This is a genomic window from Rathayibacter sp. AY1E2 (genome assembly GCF_002932325.1).
GTDB lineage: Bacteria > Actinomycetota > Actinomycetes > Actinomycetales > Microbacteriaceae > Rathayibacter.
In genome coordinates this window covers 11,965-32,750 of the sequence record NZ_PSVO01000027.1, presented here as the reverse complement: position 1 = coordinate 32,750, position 20,786 = coordinate 11,965, and the positions used below count along the sequence as shown (strand labels likewise).

The window sequence follows — 20,786 nt, the reverse complement described above, 5'->3', positions numbered from 1 at the left end:
GCTGCCGGTCACGGCAGGGCGGGACGGGGCGGGCTCGGCGGCAGGAGTCGGGGAGGCGGCCTCCGGGTCCGTCTCCGGTCGGTCGGCGCTCGCCGCCGCTCCTCCGCTCGCCGCCGGCGCAGCCGCCTCGGCCGTTGCGCGCTCGTCCACCCGCGCGGAGGCGTCCTCCGCCGCCACGAGCGCGCCGCCCCCGTTCCCGGACAGCAGCACCACCGCGCCGACGACTCCCGCGACCGCGAGTGCCGCCGCAGCGGACGCGGCGACGACCACTCCTGTTCCGCTGCCCGCTCTCGACGCTCGGACCGCCGATGCGCGGACCGCGCTCGGCAGCGGACCGGAGGCCGCGCCGGAGCCCCCGCCCGCCGCCCAGGCGGCTGCGCCGCTCACCCCGGCGGTCAGCGGCAGCAGCACCGACGCGAGGCGGCGCGCAGTGCTCTCGGCCTCCGCCAGCACCTCCCGGCAGGAGAGGCACCCGTCCAGGTGCCGGTCGATGCGGTGCCTGTCCCGGACGGGGACGCGTCCTCGCGCGTACGTCCCCGCCCGCTCGAGCACCCACTCGCACTCGCCCGTCGCCGAGGCGTCCGCCACGTGCTCCCGGATCCACGCGGAGCGCAGCCCCTCCCGCGCCCGCACCCCGAGCGCTGCGACCGCGTTGGGCCGCAGGCCCATCAGCGGTGCGGCGGCGGCGGGGGACAGGCCCTCCACCTCCGTGTACCAGAGCACCTCCTGCCAGCGCGGCGGCAGCGCCCGGAACGCGCGCGCGCCCAGGTCGCGCTCGAGGGCGGCGAGGGCGTGCGCCTCGGGATCGGGGCCGGCAGAGGGGAGGGCGCGGTCGGCCTCGTCGAACGGCCGCTCGTGCCGGTCCCGCCGGGCCCAGGACCCCGCGACGTTGCGGACGGCCGTGAAGAAGTAGGGGCGGAAGGCGCCCTCGGGTCCGCCGCCGCGCTCGATCGCCCGCAGGACGCGGAGGAACGCCTCCGAGACCAGGTCGTCGGGGTCGGAGCTGCTCGCCCACGCCCGGGCCACGGTGCGCCCGGCCGAGGAGTGGCGGCGCCAGAGCTCGGAGACGGCGTCGGTGCGGCCCTCCCGGACCAGCGCGACGAGCTCCTCGTCGCTGCGGCCGTCGACGCGCTCGGAGCGGCGTCGAGGACCCACGGCGACGCCCTCCCTCCCGGTCCCGCGCCGGGACCGCCCGAGGGATCGTCGCACGATCGCGCGTGCCCGCCCCCGACTGGCGCGACTCCCGCGCCACCCGGCCCGCTTGCTAGAGTGAGCCCGCCGCGACTGGCGTTCGGATGGGTGACCATCAGGGAGCGGCACCTCCTCCGGGGCAGTGCCCCGGACACTTTTCCCGCCGCACGCCTGGGCTGGAACGGATACCGTAGATCGGGTCGCCCGAACGAGCCGTGTCGCGCCGCCGCGACCTGCCGGGCCCCTTCCGTTTCCCAGCCAAGGAGCGTCCGTGTCCTCTTCCCCCGCCAGCCCCGGCGTCGCCGCCTCGTTCGACCAGCCCGTGTCGGTGGTCGACCCCGAGATCGCCGCCGTGCTCCAGCAGGAGCTCGACCGCCAGCGCGGCTACCTCGAGATGATCGCGAGCGAGAACTTCGTGCCGCGCGCGATCCTCGAGTCGCAGGGCTCCGTCCTGACCAACAAGTACGCCGAGGGCTACCCCGGCCGCCGCTACTACGGCGGCTGCGAGTACGTCGACATCGCCGAGCAGCTCGCGATCGACCGCGCCAAGGCCCTCTTCGGCGCCGAGTTCGCCAATGTCCAGCCGCACTCCGGAGCCTCCGCCAACGCCGCGGCGCTCGCCGCGCTCGTGCAGCCCGGAGACACCATCCTCGGCCTCGAGCTCGCGCACGGCGGCCACCTGACCCACGGCATGAAGCTGAACTTCTCGGGCAAGCTCTACAACGCGACCGCGTACGGCGTCGACCCGCAGACCTTCCGCATCGACATGGACGCGGTCCGCGAGAAGGCCCTCGAGGTCCGCCCGCAGGTGCTCATCGCCGGCTGGTCCGCCTACCCCCGTCAGCTCGACTTCGAGGCGTTCCGCGCCATCGCCGACGAGGTCGGCGCGAAGCTCTGGGTCGACATGGCCCACTTCGCAGGCCTCGTGGCGGCGGGGCTGCACCCGTCGCCGGTGCCCTACGCCGACGTCGTGACCACCACCGTCCACAAGACGCTGGCCGGCCCGCGCTCGGGGCTCATCCTCGCGAAGCAGGAGTACGCCAAGAAGCTGAATTCGGCCGTCTTCCCCGGCCAGCAGGGCGGCCCGCTCATGCACGTGATCGCCGCGAAGGCGACCGCGTTCAAGCTCGCCGGCGAGCCCGAGTTCGCCGACCGCCAGGCACGCACCATCCGCGGCGCGCAGATCCTCGCCGAGCGCCTCACGGCGGCCGACTCGAAGGCCGAGGGCATCGACGTCCTGACCGGCGGCACGGACGTCCACCTCGTCCTCGCCGACCTGCGCGATTCGCCGCTGGACGGCAAGCAGGCCGAGGACCGCCTCCACGAGGTCGGCATCACGGTCAACCGCAACGCCGTGCCGTTCGACCCCCGCCCGCCGATGGTCACCTCGGGCCTGCGCATCGGCACGCCGGCGCTCGCGACGCGCGGCTTCGGCGACACGGAGTTCACCGAGGTCGCCGACGTCATCGCCGAGGCGCTCAAGCCCTCGGCCGACCTCGAGGCGCTGCGCGGCCGTGTCGCCCGCCTCACCGACGACTTCCCGCTCTACCCCGGGCTGTAGTCGATCCGCTGCACCACCCGCGCGGCGGAGGCCGGGGCACCGTCCCCCTCCGCCGCGCCACGACCGAGGAGCCCGAGATGACGGCACAGGTACTCGACGGCGTCGCGACGGCGACGGCGGTCAAGACGGAGATCGCGGAGCGGGTCGCCGCTCTGCGCGAGCGGGGCGTCGTGCCCGGGCTCGGCACGCTGCTGGTGGGGGACGATCCCGCCTCCCGCTCGTACGTCGCGGGCAAGCACCGCGACTGCGCGGAGGTCGGGATCGAGTCGATCCGCGTGGACCTCCCCGCGACCGCGTCGGCGGACGACATCCGCGCCGCCATCCGGCAGCTCAACGACTCGGAGGCCGTGACCGGGTACATCATCCAGCTCCCGCTGCCGGAGGGCATCGACGAGAACGCGATGCTCGAGCTCATGGATCCGGACAAGGACGCCGACGGCCTGCACCCCACCAACCTCGGCCGCCTGGTTCTCGGCGTCGAGGGCGAGCTGGACAGCCCGCTGCCCTGCACGCCGAACGGGATCGTCGAGATGCTGCAGCGCCACGGCATCCCGACCTCGGGCAGGCACGTCGTCGTCGTGGGCCGCGGGCTCACCGTCGGCCGACCGCTCGGGCTCCTGCTCACGCGGAAGGGCCTCGACGCCACCGTGACCCTCACCCACTCCCGCACGGCCGATCTCGCCGCGGAGGTGCGCCGCGCCGATATCGTGGTGGCCGCGGTGGGCGTGCCCGGGCTCATCCGCGCCGACTGGGTGAAGCCCGGCGCCGCCGTGCTCGACGTGGGCATCACGCGGGTCGAGAACCCGGAGACGGGCCGCGCGAAGCTGACCGGCGACGTCGCACCGGAGGTGGCGGAGGTCGCGGGCTGGCTCTCGCCCGTGCCCGGCGGCGTCGGCCCGATGACGCGCGCGATGCTCATCCACAACGTGGTGACGGCGGCCGAGCGCGCCCTGCGCTGACCGGTCCCGCGCCACGGGACCCGCGCCGGACCGCGCTCGGGGGCGACGTCCAGCCGCCTGCCGGTAGCGTGGCCCGGCGCTCTCGCGTCCCCCACCCCGTCGGACACGTCCTCGGAGCGCGCCCCGCCCCACGAGGAGAACCCATGCTCACCGTCACCGCCTACGCCGCCCCCTCCGCGACCGAGCCGCTCGTCCCCACCACCATCGAGCGCCGCGACGTCGGACCGCACGACGTGCTCATCGAGATCGCCTACTCCGGCATCTGCCACTCCGACATCCACACCGTCCGCGGCGACTGGGGACCGGTGGCGTACCCGCTGACCGTCGGCCACGAGATCGTCGGCGTCGTCGCCGAGGTCGGCTCCGAGGTCACCAAGCACTCCGTCGGCGACCGCGTCGGCGTCGGCTGCATGGTGAACTCCTGCCGCGAGTGCGAGAACTGCCTCGCGGGCGAGGAGCAGTACTGCCTGAAGGGCAACACCGGCACCTACGCCTCCGTCGACCGCGACGGCACCATCACCCAGGGCGGCTACTCCACGCACGTCGTCGTCGTCGAGGACTTCGTGCTCCGCGTCCCGGAGTCGATCCCCTACGAGGCCGCCGCCCCGCTGCTGTGCGCGGGCATCACGACCTACTCGCCGCTCTCGCACTGGGAGGCGGGCCCCGGCAAGCGCGTGGCCGTCGTCGGCCTCGGCGGGCTCGGCCACATGGCCGTCAAGTTCGCGCACGCGATGGGCGCCGAGGTCACCGTGCTCTCGCAGACGCTCGGCAAGAAGGAGGACGGCCTCCGCCTGGGCGCCGACCACTACTACGCGACGCGCGACGAGGCGACCTTCACCGATCTCGCGAACACCTTCGACCTGATCGTCAATACGGTCAGCGCGCCCCTCGACCTCGACGCCTACCTGGGGCTCCTGCGCCGCAACGGCACGATGGTGAACGTGGGCGCTCCGGCCGAGGCGCTGCCGTTGCACGTCTTCACGCTCTTCGGCGCCCGTCGCTCCTTCGCGGGCTCGGGCATCGGCGGCATCCGCGAGACCCAGGAGATGCTCGACTTCTGCGCCGAGAAGGGCATCGCGAGCGAGGTCGAGGTCGTCTCGGCCTCGCAGATCAACGAGGCCTACGAGCGCGTCCTCGCCTCGGACGTCCGCTACCGCTTCGTTATCGACGCCTCCACGTTCGAGAAGTGAGCGCGGCCGGGGCGCTAGCCTCGGCGGCATGAGCGAACGGAGCCACCCGGCCGTCGACCGCGTCCTCGCCGACCTCGACCGGCACGGCGTGCACCCGACCGTGCGCTGGCTCGACTCGGCCGCGTCGACGGCCGCACTGGCGGCCGAGGCGCTGGGCGTCGACGTCGGTCAGATCGCCAACTCGCTCGTGTTCCTGCTCGACGGTGCGCCGCTGCTGGTCCTGACCAGCGGCGGCCACCGCGTCGACACCGCCTGGCTGGGCGTGCAGCTGGGCGGATCGATCACCCGGGCGCCGGCCGCGGAGGTGAAGTCCGCGACGGGCCAGACGATCGGCGGGATCGCGCCGGTGGGCCATCCCGCGCCGCTGCGCACCGTGGTCGACGCGGCCCTCGCCGCCTACGACGTGGTCTGGGCTGCGGCCGGGCACGCGCACACCGTCTACCCGACGAGCTTCGCCGAGCTGGTCCGGGTCACCGGGGGAGAAGCGCGCGCCGTCGTTCCGCCGGATCCGGCGCCGTAGCGGCTGGACGAGGGACGCCCCCTGCGACGCGAGGTCGCAGGGGGCGTCGACGGGAGCAGAGGTCAGAGCACGCGGCCCGCGCCGTCGGCGGCCGTGACCAGGAAGAGCTCCGGAGTCGTGAAGCCCTTCTCGGCGAAGGCGGCGAGGACCGCGGCGCGGACCTCGTCCTCCTTCTCCACCGGGGTGAGGGCGATCGCGGAGCCGCCGAAGCCGCCGCCGGTCATCCGGGCGCCGATCGCTCCGGCGCCGCGCGCCGCCTCGACGGCGGTGTCGAGCTCGGGCACCGAGATCTCGAAGTCGTCGCGGAGGGAGACGTGGCCGGCGTCGAGCAGATCGCCGATCGCCCGGGGACCGTGCTCGCGCAGGGTGCGGACGGTCTCGAGCACGCGGGCGTCCTCGGTCACGACGTGCTTCACGCGCCGGTAGGTGACGTCGTCGAGGAGTTCCTGGGCGCGCGGCAGGTCGTCGACCGTCAGCTCGCGGAGCGACGGCACGCCGAGGGTCGCGGCGCCGAGCTCGCAGGAGGCGCGCCGCTCGGCGTAGCCGCCGGTGGCGTGCGCGTGCTCGACGCGCGTGTCGACGACGAGCAGGACGAGCCCGGCCTCCTCGAAGCCGAGGGGGACGACCTCGGTGTCGAGGCTGCGGCAGTCCAGGAACACCGCGGCGTCGCGCTTCCCGAAGAGGGAGGCGGACTCGTCCATGATCCCGGTGGGGGCGCCGACCGCGACGTTCTCGGCGCGACGGCCGACGCGGGCCATCGTCGCGCGGTCGAAGCCGAGGTGCCAGAGCTCGTCGAGGGCGACGGCCATCGCGCACATCAGCGCCGCAGAGCTCGAGAGCCCCGCGCCGACCGGCACGTCGGAGTCGACGTACGCGTCGAAGCCCCAGCGGGAGCCCAGGTCGACGCCGTACTCGGTGAGCGCCCAGACCACGCCGAGCGGGTAGGCCGACCAGCCGGTCACGGCGCCGGGGCCGAGCTCGTCGAGAGCGACCTCGACCACCTCGGGGGAGAAGGCGCTGCTGATCCGGATCAGGCGGTCCTCCCTGGGCGCGACGGCCATCGCGGTGGCGCGGTCGATCGCGAAGGGGAAGACGAAGCCGTCGTTGTAGTCGGTGTGCTCGCCGATCAGGTTCACGCGGCCGGGGCCGGACCAGACGCCCGCGGCGGGGCGGGCGAAGGTGCGCTCGAAGGCGGCGGCCGCGCTCTCGGCGACGGCGGTCAGGGAGGCGGGAGCGGCGGTCATCGGTTCTCCTCGGCGATGTCGGCGGCGGTGGTGGCGGGAGTGGCGGCGCCGCCGGGAAGCGAGTCGTCGCTGTGCGCGGCGACCGGCAGGGCCGCGCCGGGGCGCTGTGCGACCCCGGCCTCGAGCACGGCCGCGTCGGCCCGCCCGATCGCCGCGCGCAGGGCCGCGGCGCTCGTCTCGGGAGCGATGTCGCCGATCCAGGCGCCCATCGCGGCCTCGCTCCCCGCGAGGTACTTGAGCTTCGTCTCGGCGCGGCGGGGCGAGGTGATCTGGAGCATCAGGCGCACCTCGTCTCGGCGCTCGTGCACCGGGGCCTGGTGCCAGGCGGCGATGTAGGGCGTCGGGGTGTCGTAGAGGGCGTCGATGCCGCGGAGCAGGCGCTGGTACATCGCAGCGAGTTCGTCCCGCTCCTCCGGGGTGGTCGCCGCCAGGTCGGGGACGTGGCGGTGCGGCAGGAGGTGCACCTCGACGGGCCAGCGCGCGGCGAACGGCACGAACGCGGTGAAGTGCTCGCCGCGGAGGAGGACGCGCTCGCCGGCCTGCTCGAAGGCGAGGACGTCGGCGAACATCGACGGCCCGTAGCTGTCGAGCGAGGCGAGCAGGCGGGTCGTGCGCGGCGTGACGTAGGGGTAGGAGTAGATCTGCCCGTGGGGGTGGTGCAGCGTGACGCCGATCGCCTCGCCGCGGTTCTCGAACGGGAAGACCTGCTGCACGCCGGGAAGGGCCGAGAGGGCGCCCACGCGGTCGGCCCAGGCCTCGACCACGGTCCGGGCGCGGGAGGCGCTGAGCGTGGCGAACGAGCCCTCGTGCTCGGGGCTGAAGCAGACGACCTCGCAGCGGCCGACGCTGGTCAGCGTCCGGCCGAGCCCGAGGGTGCGCAGGTCCTCCAGGGAGGCGGGCGCGTCCGCGTCCTCGAGGAGCGGGCCGAAGGAGGGGGAGCGGTTCTCGAAGACGGCGACGTCGTAGCGGCTGGGCACCTCCGACGGGTTCGTCGGCGACGCCGGGGCGAGCGGATCGAGCTCGGCCGGCGGCAGGAACACGCGGTTCTGGCGCGACGCGGCGATGGAGACCCACTCGCCGGTCAGCACGTCCTGGCGCATCCGCGCGGTGGCGGGGCGGGGGTCGAGGTGGCGGGCGTCGGCGGCGCGCTCCGGGGGGAGGGTCGTGTCGGCGTCGTCGAAGTAGAGGAGCTCGCGGCCGTCGGCCAGCGTGTGCGGGCGCTTGACGACGCCGGCGGAGAGTGTGATCGCTTCGTTCATGGCAGGAGTCAGACTAGGGGCGCATCTTCGAAAAGGAAAGCTCGTTTTCCCTTTGACAAGTCCACCGGCCCGCGGGCACGATGGGCGGATGAGGACGGACGGCGAGCAGGAGTCCACGTCGGCGATCGAGCGCCGGCTGCGGCTGCGTCTGGCCGCCGAGAGCTCGGGCTTCGTCGGGGTCGCCCCGATGGCCGACATGCTCGGGGTCTCGGTCGTCACGGTCCGCTCCGATCTCGCCCTGCTCGCGAGCGAGGGCGTCCTCCAGCGGGTGCGCGGAGGGGCGATCCCGGCGCCGAGGCCCACCGGTGAGCGCTCGCTCGAGGAGGGCCTGAGCGCCGCCTCCGACGAGAAGGCCGCGATCGGCGAGGAGGCCGCCGCCTCCGTCTCCTCCGGGCAGAGCATCGTGCTCGACGTGGGCACCACCCCGCTCGCCATCGCGCACGCGCTCGTGGCGCGGGAGGAGCTGCGCGACGTCACGGTGATCACGAACGGCCTCTCCACGGCGCTGGCGCTCGAGCCGGCCATCCCGCGCTTCACGGTCGTCGTCACCGGGGGCACTCTGCGGCCGCTGCAGCACTCGCTGGTCGAGCCGCTCGCGTCCGAGCTGCTCGAGCGGATCCGCGCCGACATCGCCTTCATCGGCTGCACCGGCGTGCACCCCGAGGCCGGCGTCACCAACGTCAACCTCCCGGAGGCGACCCTGAAGCGCCGGATGCTGCAGGCGGCGACCCGCCGGGTCGTGGTCGCGGACTCCTCGAAGCTCGGAGTGGTCGACCTCGGCCGGGTCGCCGCTCCCGACGAGTTCGACCGTCTGCTCACGGGGGCGGGCGCCGCCGACGGACTCGTCGCCGCTCTGGAGGAGGCGGGGCTCGCGGTCACCCGCTGCCGGGCGCTCGGCGAGCGCGTCAGTCCGTAGGATCGAGGAATGGCCGACTTCACCCCCGCCCCCGCCACCGGGCGCCAGTTCTCGCTCGACCTCACCGCCGAGGGACGCACCCTGCACGCCGTCGTGACGGAGGTGGCCGCAGCGTTGCGCCACCTCTCGGTCGACGGAGTGGAGATCACCGCCTCCTACCCGGAGAGCACCGTTCCGCCGTTCGGCTCGGGCATCGTCCTGATGCCCTGGCCCAACCGCGTGAAGGACGGGCGCTGGCACCACCGCGGCGAGACGCTCCAGCTCGCGATCACCGAGCCGAAGTACCACAACGCCATCCACGGCCTGCTGGTGAGCACCCCGTACCGCCTCGTCGACCAGGGCCCGTCCTTCGTCGAGCTGGCCGCGCCGGTCGTGCCCCAGGCGGGCTACCCGTTCCATCTCGAGACCTCGGTCCGCTACGAGCTGCAGGCCGACGGGCTGAAGGTCGTCCACCGCGTCGTCAACGTCGGAGCCGACGAGGCGCCCGTCGCCATCGGCACGCACCCCTTCCTCGCCATCGGCGACGTCCCGACCGACGAGCTCGAGATCACCGTCGACGCGGCGGTGCACATCGAGGTCGACGAGCGCCTCAACCCCACCGCGCAGAACCCGGTCGAGGGCACTGAGTGGGACCTCCGCTCCGGCCGCCGCATCGGCGACCTCGAGCTCGACGACGCCTGGGCCGACGTCCGGATGGTCGACGGCGAGAGCGTGCACGGCCTCCGCGCCGCGGACGGCCGCCGCGTGCTCCTCTGGGCCGACGCCTCGCACAACTTCATCCAGGTCTTCATCACCCGGATCTTCCCCGACGGCGACGACGTGAAGACCGCGATCGCCGTGGAGCCGATGACCGCTCCCGCCGAGGCGTTCAACAGCGGGCAGGGCCTGCGCTGGCTCGAGCCGGGCGAGGAGTGGACCGTCGCGTGGGGCATCCGCCACGAGGGGTTCCCCACCGTGTCATGACCACCCTCGCGGCGGTCGGGCGCGACGACGAGGCCAAGCGCGTCGCTCTCGTCCGGATGAAGCGGCTCGCCACGGGCCTGCTCGTGGTGATGGCCGTCGTCTTCGCCGTGTCGTTCGCTCTGCAGGAGCGCTACCCGTGGCTGCAGTGGGTCCGGGCCGCGAGCGAGGGCGGGATGGTCGGCGCGCTCGCCGACTGGTTCGCCGTGACAGCGCTGTTCCGGCGGCCGCTGGGCCTGCCGATCCCGCACACCGCGATCATCCCGACCAAGAAGGACGAGATCGGCGCGAGCCTCGCGCAGTTCGTCGAGGAGAACTTCCTCCGCGGCGCCATCGTGCGCGAGAAGCTCGACTCCTTCGGGATCGCCCGGCGGGCGGGGCTGTGGCTCGCCGAGCCGGAGAACGCGCACCGGGTCGGCGGCGAGAGCGCCGCGGCCGTCCGCTCGGCGATCGCCCTGCTGGACGACTCCGACGTGCAGCGCGTGATCGAGGCGCTGGCACGGCGCCACCTCCTCGACCCGCAGTGGGGCCCGCCGCTGGGCTCGCTGGTGGGAAGCGTGGTCGAGGCCGGCCACCACCGGCGCCTCGTGGACACGCTGGTGGAGCAGGCGGAGGCGTGGCTGACCGCGAACCCGCAGAGCTTCACCCGCATGGTCAGCGGCCGCCTGCCGAGCTGGCTGCCCTCCGCGGTCAGCCGAGCGGTGGACGAGCGGTTGTACCGCGAGGCTCTCGTCTTCGTCGCCGCGGTGCGCGAGGACCAGGTTCACCCGTTCCGGATCGCGATCGACGGCTACCTCGCCACGCTCGCGCAGGATCTGGGCACCGACCCCGACCTGATCGCCCGGGTCGAGGAGATCAAGAACCGCGCCTTCGACAGCCCGCGCGTCCGCGAGCTCGCCGGGGACGCCTGGGAGGCGACGAAGGCCTCCCTCCTCGGCGCGATGGACGACCCGTCGAGCCCCCTCCGCGGCAGCATCGAGTCGATCGTGGTCGATCTGGGCCGCCGGCTCTCGACCGACGCCGGTCTCGCGGCGACCGTCGACTCCTGGATCGGATCGGTCGCGGCCAACCTGGTCGACCGCTACCGCACCGACATCGCCAGCATCATCGGCGACACCATCCACCGCTGGGACCCGCGCGAGACGTCCGAGAAGCTCGAGCTGCAGGTCGGGAAGGACCTCCAGTTCATCCGGATCAACGGCACCGTCGTGGGCTCCCTGGCCGGGCTGGTCATCTTCACCGTCGCGCACGCGCTGCTCGGCTCGTGAAGCGGGGCGCCCGGGCCCGCTCCGCAAGCCCTCGTCGACGTCGGTGGTCGGGCGTACGGTCGCACCATGAGCGATGACAACACCACCGATCCCGATGTCAAGACCGAGGGCGACGTCCTCGGCGCCCGTGCCGACGACGGCAGCGACACCAGCGCCAGCAAGGACCCGTCCGACTGGGTCACCGGCGACGAGCCGATGACCGGCCCGCAGCGCAGCTACCTCGACACCCTCGCGCGCGAGGCGGGCGAGACCCTGCCCGCCGACCTCACCAAGGCCCAGGCCTCCGAGCACATCGACCGCCTGCAGTCCTCCACGGGCCGTGGCGACGGCAGCAACGGGCACGACTGATCCCGCCGGGGCGCCCCGGGGCTGAGCATCAGTCCCCGTCGGCGCCCCCGTCCGGGGCGCGCACACCGCGCCCCGGCGTCCCTAGGGTTCCGTCATGGCGATCTCCCGCACCACGCGCAACGCCCTCGACCTCATCGACGCGATCCGGATCCCCGGCCGCATCGATCCCCGTCTGGCCCGGCAGGTGACCCTGTCCCTCCGCCAGCTCCTCGAATCCGGAGCCTTCGGCCCGAGCGAGCGGCTCCTCCGCCGCCGCGCGAGGAGGCTCCGCTCCCGCACCCGCGAGGCGGCGGCGTTCCGGCAGACGCGCCCGGCCGGCTGCACCGTCCAGCCCTGAGCCCGCTGAACGGAGTCGCTCCGCTGTGACCGGCGACGGGACAGACACCGTCCGCGCGGTCGTCTAGAGTTCCTGGCATCCGGTCCGCCGGATGCCCGCCGCAGTCTCCCGGCCGGTCGACAACGGAGTCGTCCCGGCGCGGGTCATCCCCCCGTTCGCGCGTCGAACGCCCCGCTGGTTCCAGCACCCCGCTCCCTCCTCGAGAAGGGACTCCCGCGATGACGACCCGCGTCTCGCACACCGCGACGACCGTCCGCCTCGTCCGCTGGTACCGGATCGACTCCGACTGGCTCTCGGAGGTCGTCACCGGCCGCCTGCTCGAGCACCAGGACGGCCGCTGGCGCCTGCTCGTCGGCGAGAAGATCCGCGACTACCCGGACGAGGTGTGGTCGCTCTGCCACGAGTGACGCCGTCGCGGAGCACCGCGGCCCGGACGAGGCGTCAGAGGTAGAGGTAGTACGTCTTCGCGCAGTCCGTCGAGCAGAACGGGTCACGGCGGCGGGCCGGCCGGACTCGGCACGCCTCGCACAGCCGCGGCCGGCGCAGGAGGACGCGGAGGACGGTCAGCACCTCTGCACGGTAGTGCTGCGACCTGGCTGCGCCCTGGCACTGTCCGGAAAGCGCGACCAGGCGCTCGTGTGGTGGGCCCCGTCGGGCTCGAACCGACGACCCGCGGATTAAAAGTCCGCTGCTCTGCCAACTGAGCTAGAGGCCCGCGCGCTCCAGGGTAGCGGGCCGTCGGCGCCCCCGGAGCAGGTGCGGCCCGTAGCAGGTGCGGCCCGGAGCGCGGACGATCCCGGAGCGGACCGCGTCCTCCGCGCGGGCATACCCGCCCAGCCGCGGGCGTTACCCTCCTCGAACCCCCTACGGAGCGCGAGCGCGAGAGCGTCCGCGCGCACGACCGCGGAAGGCGGCCCCATGACAGACGGCTTCCACAAGCCGACCAAGTTCCCCTCTCACGTCTTCGAGGCGTTCCAGGGAGGAGAGGACCCGGCGCAGATCAGCCGCGTCGCCCACGAGACCGCGATCGCGCTGCTGAGCCGTGTCCGGAACGACCCCGACCCGGTGGTCATCGACCGCCTGGTCGAGTACACCGACCACAACGGCATCGACGCGCTCGCCGAGCTCTGGGCACGCTCCAGCGCGGCGAGCCTGCCGGGCGCCCTCTGGCGGATCTACCTGCTGCGGCTGGTCATCCGGCAGGACCCGGAGAGCACGAGCTTCCTCTACCAGCGCGGAGTCGAGCTGTCCGCCACGATCGACCCGGTGGTCGCCGGAGCCAGCACTCCCACGGGGCCGGCAGAGATCACCGAGCTGGCCGACCGGATCCTCCGCGGCGTCTTCGACGGCGACTTCGCGGTGGCACTGGACCGCGCCGCGGCGTTCTGCCGCGTGAGCGCCTCCGGAGCCGTCTCGGTCGCCGACGACGTGGAGCCGGTGAACCCCGTCCGGGCGAGCGAGCTGACCACCCGCGCCCTGCGCCTCTCGACCACCGCGGCCGAGCTCGTGAGCTGCGCGCGGCTGTGGCGGAGCGACTCCCTGGAATGACGCGCAACCCGCGTTCACCCACTGCGAACGCCCCTCGCCGCCACCGCGGAGGCCTTTGGTAGACTGGCGGAAGCCGGATCGCAGTAACCCCGGGCTCCACTTATAGCCGCTTCGAGCGGCCTCGCGCCGAGAGGCGTTCCTGCGGTCCGGCCCCTTCTCTGCTCGCATCGCCGCCACGGTGCGCGAGGCGAGGGCCCAGGAGGAGTCGATCCTCGCCCGAGTCCCCACAGACAGGCGCCAGCGGAATGAAGAACAGCAGAGCTCTCCGGATCGGCGCGCGCGTCTGGGCGGGGGCGGGGCTGCTGGTCGTCGCCGCCCTCTACCTCCTCGCCGCCCCGAGCGTCGACGACGCGGAGGGCGCCCAGTTCGCCGCGGGGGTCTCGCTCTCGCAGGGCACGGTGATGCGCGTCCTCGCGGTCCTCGACGTGCTCGCCGGGCTCTGGGTCCTCATCCGCCCGCGCAGCTATCCGGGCATCACCGCTGCGGCGGTGGCCGTGATCTCGCTCTGGCTGGCCCCCCGGCTGGGCGACCCCGCGCTCGTGCCGATCGGCACGTTGGCGCTGGATGTCCGATTCGTGACGCATCCGATCGAGGTGTCGGTCGTCGTTGCAGGCCTGGCCGTGACAGCCTTCTGGATGACGCGGAATCTTTCAGCCCGGGCGCGGGCGAGGCGGGGCTGATGACGGACGACACCACTGCGGAGGCGGCTGTCCTCCTCGAGCGCATCGCCGGGGGAGAGCAGGCCGCGTTCGCCGCGCTCTACGACCAGATGGCCGGCCGGGTCCTCGGCCTGATCATCCGCGTCCTCGTCGACCGCTCCCAGTCCGAGGAGGTGGCCCAGGAGGTCTTCCTCGAGATCTGGCAAACCGCTGGGCGTTTCGCTCCGAATAAAGGAAGCGCGACGACCTGGATCCTCACGATGGCACACCGCAGGGCCATCGACAGGGTCCGCGCGGCTCAAGCCGGCCGTGATCGGGACATGCGCATCGGAATCCGAGACCTCGGACGCGACTACGACCAGGTCTCCGAGCAGGCGGAGGTGTCCCTCGAGCACGAGAAGGTCGCGGCCGCTATGGGCCGCCTGACGGAACTGCAGCGGCAGGCGCTGCAGCTCGCTTACTACGGCGGATACTCGCACAGCGAGATCGCGGGGATCCTGCAGTGCCCCGTGGGAACCGTCAAGACACGCCTGCGTGACGGAATGATCAGACTTCGAGAAGAGATGGGGGTGGCCCTGTGAACGATGTGCGACTCCCCGACGGGATGGACGACCCGCGCGATCTCGCGGCGGGTCACGCACTGGGCATCCTGACGCCCGAGGAGCAGGAGCGCTACGAGCGCTTCCTCTCCGAGCACCCGGAGGCGCGCGGCGAGGCCGACGCGTTCGCCGAGGTGGCGGAGGCGCTGGTCGCCGACGCACCCGCCGTGGAGCCCTCGCCGGGCTTCAAGGCCGACCTGATGGCGCTCATCGCCACCACTCCGCAGCTGCCGCTGGAGGAGCCCGACGAGGACCACGAGGCGCCCGCCGCGCCCCGTCTGGTCCCCGTCGCCTCCGAGGGCGAGCGGAGCGGTCCGACGGCTCGCCGGGACGGTGGCGGCAGCGCCGCGAACCGCGCCCGGAGCCGCTGGTTCGCCCGCCCCGCGGTCTACCTCTCGGCGGCCGCGGCCGCCGCGGTGATCGTGGTCGGCGGAGTGACCCTTCCGCCGCTGCTCTCGTCCGGCCCCGGCCAGACGCAGCAGCAGACGGCTCTGGAGCAGATCCGCAGCGCCCCCGACGCGCAGGAGACGACCGGCACGGTCGCCACCGGCGAGCAGGCGACGCTGGTCTGGTCGAGCTCGCTCGGCCGCTCCGCCCTCGTGGTGGACGACCTGGCGCCGCTGCCGGAGGACAAGACCTACGAGCTCTGGTACATCGGCTCATCCGGTCCGGTCGCCGCAGGGACGTTCGACGGGGGAGAGGGCAGCACCGTAGCCCCGCTCGAGGGGAGCCTGACCGAGGGCGGAGTCGTCGCCGTGACGGTCGAGGACGCCGGCGGCTCGCCGACTCCGACCACCGATCCGATACTGGCGATCGACATCGCCTGACGGCCCGAGCACGAGAAGAGCCGCACTCCCATGACGGAGTGCGGCTCTTCTCGTTCCCGGAGGGCACGCGGTGGAACGAGAGCGAGCCGCGACCCCGGAGGGACGCGGCTCGCTCTCGTCTGCGGCGGATCAGCCGAAGCGGCCCGAGACGTAGTCCTCGGTCGCCTGGACGGACGGGCGCGAGAACATCGTCGCGGTGTCGTCGTACTCGATGAGCTTGCCCGGCTTGCCGGTGCCCGCGATGTTGAAGAACGCGGTGCGGTCCGAGACGCGCGAGGCCTGCTGCATGTTGTGGGTCACGATGACGATCGTGTAGTCGTTCTTGAGCTCCTCGATGAGGTCCTCGATCGCGAGGGTCGAGATCGGGTCGAGGGCCGAGCAGGGCTCGTCCATCAGGAGGACGTCGGGGGAGACGGCGATCGCGCGGGCGATGCACAGACGCTGCTGCTGGCCGCCGGAGAGACCGGAGCCCGGCTTGTCGAGGCGGTCCTTCACCTCGTTCCAGAGGTTCGCGCCCTGGAGCGAGCGCTCGACGAGCGCGTCCGCGTCCGACTTCGAGATGCGGCGGTTGTTGAGCTTCACGCCGGCCAGCACGTTGTCCCGGATGGACATCGTCGGGAACGGGTTGGGGCGCTGGAAGACCATGCCCACCTGCCGACGGACCTGCACCGGATCGACGCCCGGGCCGTACAGGTTGTTGCCGTCGATCAGGACCTCGCCCTCGACGTGCGCGCCGGGGATGACCTCGTGCATGCGGTTGAGCGTGCGGAGGAAGGTCGACTTGCCGCAGCCGGACGGGCCGATGAAGGCGGTGACCGTGCGGGGCTCGATGGCGAGCGACACACCCTCCACCGCGAGGAACTGGCTGTAGTAGACGTTGAGGTCGTTGACCTCGATGCGCTTGGACATTGCTTCCTTCGGGGATTCCGGCCGGAGCCGAGTGGTGGGTGTCAGCGGCCGAGCTTGGGGGCGAAGATCTTCGCGATCAGGCGGGCGACCAGGTTCAGCGCCATGACGATCAGGATGAGGGCCAGCGCGCCGGTCCAGGCCCGGTTGAGGAACGCCTCGGCGTCGGGGCCCTGGTTCGCGTACTGCGTGTAGACGAAGACCGGGAGGGTCATCATCCGCTCGCTGAAGAGGTCGTAGTTCATCGACGCGGTGAAGCCGGCGACGATGAGCAGCGGGGCGGTCTCGCCGATGACGCGGGCGATCGCGAGGGTGATGCCCGTCGTGATGCCGGCGATGGAGGTCGGCAGCACGATTTTGACGATGGTCAGCCACTTCGGCACGCCCAGGGCGTAGGACGCCTCGCGCAGCTCGTTCGGGACCAGCTTCAGCATCTCCTCCGACGAGCGGACGACTACGGGGATCATCAGCACGGCGAGGGCGATCGAGCCGGCGAAGCCCATCCGGATGCCGGGGCCGAGGAGCAGCGCGAAGAGCGCGTACGCGAACAGGCCCGCGACGATGGAGGGGATGCCCGTCATCACGTCGACGAAGAAGGTGATCGCCCGGGCGAGGTGGCCGCGGCCGTACTCGACGAGGTAGATCGAGGTGAGCAGGCCGATCGGCACCGAGATCAGCGCGGCCATGGCCGTGATCTCGAGCGTGCCGATGATCGCGTGGAGGGCGCCGCCGCCCGCGTCGATGACGTTGCGCATCGACGAGGAGAAGAAGAGCGGATCGAACCGCGCGACTCCGTTGGAGACGACCGTGTAGAGCAGGGAGACCAGCGGGAGCAGCGCGATGATGAACGCGGTCGCGACCAGCGAGGTCACGAGGCGGTCGACAGCCTTGCGGCCGCCCTCGACCAGGCGCGAGACCACGTAGATGGCGACGTCGAAGAGGACGGTGCCCCAGAAGATCGCGCCGACGAGGCTGAAGTCGTTCATCATGCCGGCCGCCTGGAGGATCAGGAAGACGGCGGCGAACACGACCCAGCTGCCGACGAGCAGCATCCAGGGAGTGCCCTTGGGCAGCTTGCCCGCCTGCAGCGAGAAGGGCATCGACGAGGTGGCGGCGGACATCAGTTGGCTCCCGAGAAGGCCTTGCGGCGGTTGACGATGAACCGCGCGACCGAGTTCACGACGAGGGTGATGACGAAGAGGATGAGGCCCGAGGCGACGAGGACGTTCACGCCGACTCCGCTCGCCTCCGGGAACTGCAGCGCGATGTTCGCGGCGATGGTGTTCGAGTTCTGCGAGGTGAGCAGGAGGAAGGAGACGACCGTCGCGGGCGAGAGCACCATCGCGACGGCGAGCGTCTCGCCGAGGGCCCGGCCGAGGCCGAGCATGGCGGCCGAGACGATGCCCGGGGCGCCGAAGGGCAGGACGGCCATGCGGATCATCTCCCAGCGGGTCGCGCCGAGCGCGAGCGCCGCCTCCTCGTGCAGGCGCGGGGCCTGGAGGAAGATCTCGCGGCAGACCGCGGTGATGATCGGGATGACCATGACGGCCAGCACCACCGAGGCGGTGAGGATCGTCTTGCCGGTGCCCGACGCCTGGCCGCCGAAGAGCGGGAACCAGCCGATGTTCACGTTGAGGAAGAGGTAGAAGGGCTGCACCATCGGCGCCAGCACGGTCGCGCCCCAGAGGCCGAAGACCACCGAGGGGACGGCGGCGAGGAGGTCGACCACGTAGCCGAGGGCCATCGCGATGCGGCGCGGCGCGTAGTGCGAGATGAAGAGGGCGATCGCGATCGAGAGCGGCAGGGCGATCACCAGGGCGATCACCGCCGACCAGACCGTGCCGAAGACCAGGGGGCCGACGTAGGCCCAGAAGCTCGTCGCGTCGCCGGGGAGGCTGCCGGCCGGCGCGGTGAACGCGGGGATCGACTGCGCGATGAGGAAGATCGCGACGGCGGCGAGGACGAGGAGGATGAGGGAGCCGGCGGCGACGGTCGAGATCGAGAAGACCCGATCTCCGACACGCACCTTCGCCTTCGGGCGGACGACGGTCTCAGTTGCCATTCCAGGGGACTCTCTTCAGACGAGGGGGTTCGGCGGGGCGCACAGGGAGATGCTAGGGCTCGGAGGGGGGCGTCCGGTGGGTCGAGCCCGGCACAGGCGGGGCCCGTCCCGCGGATCGTGCTGCGAGACGGGCCCTGCCGGTGGGACTACTTGATCGACTCGATCGCGGTGGCGACGGTCGAGGCGAGCTCGGAGCTCAGGGGAGCGGAGCCGGCCTGAGCGGCGGCGGCCTCCTGGCCCTCCTCGCTCGCGACGTAGGAGGCGAAGGACTTGACGACCTCGCCCTTGTCGGCGTCCGCGTACTCCTGGCACACGATGAGGTAGCTGACCAGGACCATCGGCCAGGCGTCCGCCTCGGTGCCGGTGCGGTCGATCTTGATCGCGAGGTCGTTGTCCTCGCGGCCCTCGGCGATGGGCGAGGCGGCGACGACCGCCGCGGCTCCGTCGGCCGAGATGGTCGAGAACGCGTCGCCGACCTTCAGCTGGGCCATGTCCATGCCCTGGGCGCCGGACTCGTCGGCGTAGCCGATCGTGTTGGTGCCGTTCTTGACCGCGTCGACGACACCCGAGGTGCCCTTGGCGCCGTCACCGCTCTGGTACGGGAAGGTCTGCGCGGCAGGAGCGTCCCAGACGTCGCTCGCGGTGGCCGCGAGGTAGTCGGTGAAGTTCTGCGTGGTGCCCGAGTCGTCCGAGCGGTGCACGGAGGTGATGTTCGCCGACGGGAGGGTCGCGTCGGGGTTCAGGGCCTTGATCTCCGGGGCGTCCCAGGAGGTGATGGTGCCCTTGAAGATGCCCGCGATGGTGGCCGCGTCGAGCTTGAGCTCGTCGACGCCCTCCACGTTGAAGATGACCGCGATCGGCGAGATGTAGACCGGGAGGTCGATCGCCTTGGTGTCGGGGGCGCAGGCGGCGAAGGTGCCCGCGAGCTCCTCGTCCTTGAGCGCGGAGTCGGAGCCGGCGTAGTCGGCGGCGCCGTCGATGAAGTTGGTGCGGCCGGCGCCGGAGCCCTGCGGGTCGTAGTTGACCGTGACCTCGGGGTTCGCGGTCTGGAACGCGGCGGCCCAGGTGGTCTGCGCGGTGCCCTGAGCGGACGAGCCGATCCCGGTGATGGTGCCGGAGAGCGTGGAGGTGGTGGCGGAGCCGGAGCTGCCGCCTGCGGCCGGTGCCTCGTTGGCAGCGCAGGAGGTCAGCGTGATCGCTGCGACGGCGGCGACGACGGCCGCCTGGCCGAGACGCGAGAATCTCACAAGTATCCCTTTCGGGTAGGAAAGCGTGGAAAACAGAACAGGGCCTGGTGCAGCCCGCGAGCGAGAGTACGGAGGGGTCGTGTCCTGGCACCGACCGCTCGGTGAACGCGCGGTGAACGGGTCCGCCTCGGGGATTGCGGAGCGACGGGGCGGCGGGGAAGGCGCGGTGCGTCGGGCGCGTCCCGGCTGCGCGACCGGCCCGGTGGGGACGGACCCGTCGAGCCGGTCGCGCAGCGCGCCCGGGCGGTCAGGCCAGCGGCGTGTGCGTCTCGATCGCGACGATGCCGGAGCCGGGGTGGCCGGTGGAGAGGTGCACCACGGCGAAGCCCCCGGTCGGGAGCGCTGCCGCCTCGTCGAGGTAGGCGCCGAGAGGAGTCGCCGTGGCGAGGGCGATCTCGCGCAGGATCTCGGGGATCACCGGCCGGTGACTGCAGAGGACGGCGGTGCGGCGGGCGCGGACCCGCTTGCCGACGAGGGCGCGGACGTCGGCGGTGCCCTGCTCGTGCGCCTCCTGGCTGAGGTCGTCGCGCAGCTTGACCGGCTTCCTGACCAGACCGGACAGCGGGGCGATGGTCGACCGGCAGCGCTTGGCGGTGCTCGAGACGAGGCGGCGCGGGCGCCAGGCGGCCACGGCCTGAGCGGCGGCCGCGGCCTCGACCCGGCCGCGCCCGGTGAGGCGGCGGGTGGAGTCGCGGCCGTCCCAGGAGGAGGCTGGCACCGCCTTCGCGTGCCGCAGGACCACGATCGCGAAGGTCTCGAGCGCACCGCGTGCAGCTATCCGGGCGAACTCGTCGACGATCGTCACGTCATGCGGATAGGTCAGGTAGCTCCGGGCCCGCTTGAGCGTCACCCACTCGAGCGCCTCGACCTCGTCGTTCGGGAGGAAGTCGGACGCCAGGACGGCCTTCTCGGTCACCTGCGCCGCCCAGTAGTAGACGGCCTTCGGGCGCCCGCTCGGCAGCGTGTACTCGGTGCATCCCAGCGGCACCCCGAGCGCCACCGAGAGCCCGGTCTCCTCGCGGATCTCGCGGACCGCGGTCTCCGGGAGGGACTCGCCCGCGTCGACCTTGCCCTTGGGCAGGCTGACGTCCCGGCGGTGCGGCCGGTGGATCACGAGGATGTGCGGGCGGCCCTCGATGATCCGCCAGCACACCGCTCCTGCTGCGTAGACGGTGCCCGTCACGG

General features: G+C 72.6%; 23 protein-coding genes and 1 tRNA gene. 14 read left to right on the top strand and 10 right to left on the bottom strand.

Annotated features, from left to right (window positions below):
• The coding region (locus C5C49_RS15050) for a sigma-70 family RNA polymerase sigma factor (protein ID WP_104346462.1) at positions 1-1,155 on the bottom strand (1,155 nt) is incomplete at its 3' end.
• 307 nt (positions 1,156-1,462) lie between these two features.
• Here C5C49_RS15050 and glyA point away from each other — a divergent pair.
• The 4 genes from glyA (at position 1,463) to C5C49_RS15030 (ending at position 5,421) form a co-directional block, all read left to right on the top strand.
• Positions 1,463-2,752, top strand: a complete 1,290-nt coding sequence (gene glyA, locus C5C49_RS15045) for a serine hydroxymethyltransferase (protein WP_104224723.1) — start codon at positions 1,463-1,465, stop codon at positions 2,750-2,752.
• Positions 2,753-2,829: 77 nt separating this feature from the next.
• Complete coding sequence (locus tag C5C49_RS15040) at positions 2,830-3,711, top strand: bifunctional methylenetetrahydrofolate dehydrogenase/methenyltetrahydrofolate cyclohydrolase (protein ID WP_104295729.1); 882 nt, start codon at positions 2,830-2,832, stop codon at positions 3,709-3,711.
• 143 nt (positions 3,712-3,854) lie between these two features.
• Positions 3,855-4,901, top strand: coding sequence for an NAD(P)-dependent alcohol dehydrogenase (locus C5C49_RS15035; protein ID WP_104346461.1), 1,047 nt, complete (start codon positions 3,855-3,857; stop codon positions 4,899-4,901).
• A 28-nt stretch (positions 4,902-4,929) separates the two neighbouring features.
• Positions 4,930-5,421 carry a YbaK/EbsC family protein gene (locus C5C49_RS15030; RefSeq protein WP_104249356.1) on the top strand — a complete coding sequence of 164 codons (492 nt, stop codon included), beginning with the start codon at positions 4,930-4,932 and terminating at the stop codon, positions 5,419-5,421.
• A gap of 62 nt (positions 5,422-5,483) precedes the next feature.
• Here the strand turns inward: C5C49_RS15030 and galK are convergent, their stop codons facing one another.
• A complete protein-coding gene (gene galK, locus C5C49_RS15025) occupies positions 5,484-6,665 on the bottom strand; it encodes a galactokinase (protein WP_104346460.1) in 1,182 nt (393 codons plus the stop codon).
• Positions 6,662-7,924 (bottom strand): galactose-1-phosphate uridylyltransferase, encoded by a 1,263-nt coding sequence (galT, locus tag C5C49_RS15020; RefSeq protein WP_104346459.1) that lies wholly within the window; start codon positions 7,922-7,924, stop codon positions 6,662-6,664. Before galT ends, galK begins: the two co-directional genes overlap by 4 nt.
• A gap of 88 nt (positions 7,925-8,012) precedes the next feature.
• On the opposite strand from galT, the gene C5C49_RS15015 reads away from it, so the two are divergent.
• From C5C49_RS15015 to C5C49_RS14990, 6 genes are all read left to right on the top strand, one after another.
• On the top strand, positions 8,013-8,840 hold the full coding sequence (locus tag C5C49_RS15015) for a DeoR/GlpR family DNA-binding transcription regulator (RefSeq protein ID WP_104288068.1): 828 nt from the start codon (positions 8,013-8,015) through the stop codon (positions 8,838-8,840).
• A gap of 9 nt (positions 8,841-8,849) precedes the next feature.
• A complete protein-coding gene (locus C5C49_RS15010; RefSeq protein ID WP_104346458.1) occupies positions 8,850-9,803 on the top strand; it encodes an aldose 1-epimerase family protein in 954 nt (317 codons plus the stop codon).
• On the top strand, positions 9,800-11,068 hold the full coding sequence (locus tag C5C49_RS15005) for a DUF445 domain-containing protein (protein WP_104224715.1): 1,269 nt from the start codon (positions 9,800-9,802) through the stop codon (positions 11,066-11,068). Before C5C49_RS15010 ends, C5C49_RS15005 begins: the two co-directional genes overlap by 4 nt.
• 66 nt (positions 11,069-11,134) lie before the next feature.
• Entirely contained in the window at positions 11,135-11,416 is a 282-nt protein-coding gene (locus C5C49_RS15000; RefSeq protein ID WP_104224714.1) for a DUF3072 domain-containing protein, read from the top strand.
• Positions 11,417-11,510: 94 nt separating this feature from the next.
• Positions 11,511-11,753: a hypothetical protein gene (locus C5C49_RS14995; protein WP_104256416.1), complete on the top strand. Its 243-nt coding sequence runs from the start codon at positions 11,511-11,513 to the stop codon at positions 11,751-11,753.
• 218 nt (positions 11,754-11,971) lie between these two features.
• Complete coding sequence (locus C5C49_RS14990) at positions 11,972-12,160, top strand: hypothetical protein (RefSeq protein ID WP_104346457.1); 189 nt, start codon at positions 11,972-11,974, stop codon at positions 12,158-12,160.
• Positions 12,161-12,194: 34 nt separating this feature from the next.
• On the opposite strand, the gene C5C49_RS17405 is transcribed toward C5C49_RS14990, so the two are convergent.
• Complete coding sequence (locus C5C49_RS17405; protein ID WP_258059535.1) at positions 12,195-12,323, bottom strand: hypothetical protein; 129 nt, start codon at positions 12,321-12,323, stop codon at positions 12,195-12,197.
• A gap of 69 nt (positions 12,324-12,392) precedes the next feature.
• Positions 12,393-12,468, bottom strand: a tRNA-Lys gene (locus C5C49_RS14985).
• A 203-nt stretch (positions 12,469-12,671) separates the two neighbouring features.
• Here C5C49_RS14985 and C5C49_RS14980 point away from each other — a divergent pair.
• The 4 genes from C5C49_RS14980 to C5C49_RS14965 all read left to right on the top strand — a co-directional run bounded on the left by C5C49_RS14980 (position 12,672) and on the right by C5C49_RS14965 (position 15,386).
• Positions 12,672-13,301 carry a DNA-directed RNA polymerase subunit beta gene (locus C5C49_RS14980; RefSeq protein WP_104261007.1) on the top strand — a complete coding sequence of 210 codons (630 nt, stop codon included), beginning with the start codon at positions 12,672-12,674 and terminating at the stop codon, positions 13,299-13,301.
• Between the two features lie 245 nt (positions 13,302-13,546).
• Complete coding sequence (locus C5C49_RS14975) at positions 13,547-13,981, top strand: hypothetical protein (RefSeq protein ID WP_104224710.1); 435 nt, start codon at positions 13,547-13,549, stop codon at positions 13,979-13,981.
• Entirely contained in the window at positions 13,981-14,541 is a 561-nt protein-coding gene (gene sigK, locus C5C49_RS14970) for an ECF RNA polymerase sigma factor SigK (RefSeq protein WP_104224709.1), read from the top strand. The genes C5C49_RS14975 and sigK overlap by 1 nt, the downstream gene beginning before the upstream one ends.
• Positions 14,538-15,386 (top strand): anti-sigma factor domain-containing protein, encoded by an 849-nt coding sequence (locus C5C49_RS14965; protein WP_146076502.1) that lies wholly within the window; start codon positions 14,538-14,540, stop codon positions 15,384-15,386. The genes sigK and C5C49_RS14965 overlap by 4 nt, the downstream gene beginning before the upstream one ends.
• Before the next feature lie 129 nt (positions 15,387-15,515).
• On the opposite strand, the gene pstB is transcribed toward C5C49_RS14965, so the two are convergent.
• The 5 genes from pstB to C5C49_RS14940 form a co-directional block, all read right to left on the bottom strand.
• Positions 15,516-16,295 carry a phosphate ABC transporter ATP-binding protein PstB gene (pstB, locus tag C5C49_RS14960; protein ID WP_104224707.1) on the bottom strand — a complete coding sequence of 260 codons (780 nt, stop codon included), beginning with the start codon at positions 16,293-16,295 and terminating at the stop codon, positions 15,516-15,518.
• Positions 16,296-16,336: 41 nt separating this feature from the next.
• Entirely contained in the window at positions 16,337-17,413 is a 1,077-nt protein-coding gene (gene pstA / locus C5C49_RS14955) for a phosphate ABC transporter permease PstA (protein WP_104346456.1), read from the bottom strand.
• Positions 17,413-18,354 (bottom strand): phosphate ABC transporter permease subunit PstC, encoded by a 942-nt coding sequence (gene pstC / locus C5C49_RS14950; RefSeq protein ID WP_104227270.1) that lies wholly within the window; start codon positions 18,352-18,354, stop codon positions 17,413-17,415. The genes pstA and pstC overlap by 1 nt, the downstream gene beginning before the upstream one ends.
• Before the next feature lie 146 nt (positions 18,355-18,500).
• Entirely contained in the window at positions 18,501-19,601 is a 1,101-nt protein-coding gene (gene pstS, locus C5C49_RS14945; RefSeq protein WP_104233897.1) for a phosphate ABC transporter substrate-binding protein PstS, read from the bottom strand.
• A 247-nt stretch (positions 19,602-19,848) separates the two neighbouring features.
• Positions 19,849-20,784, bottom strand: coding sequence for an NUDIX domain-containing protein (locus C5C49_RS14940; protein ID WP_104224703.1), 936 nt, complete (start codon positions 20,782-20,784; stop codon positions 19,849-19,851).
• Between the last annotated feature and the right edge of the window lie 2 nt (positions 20,785-20,786).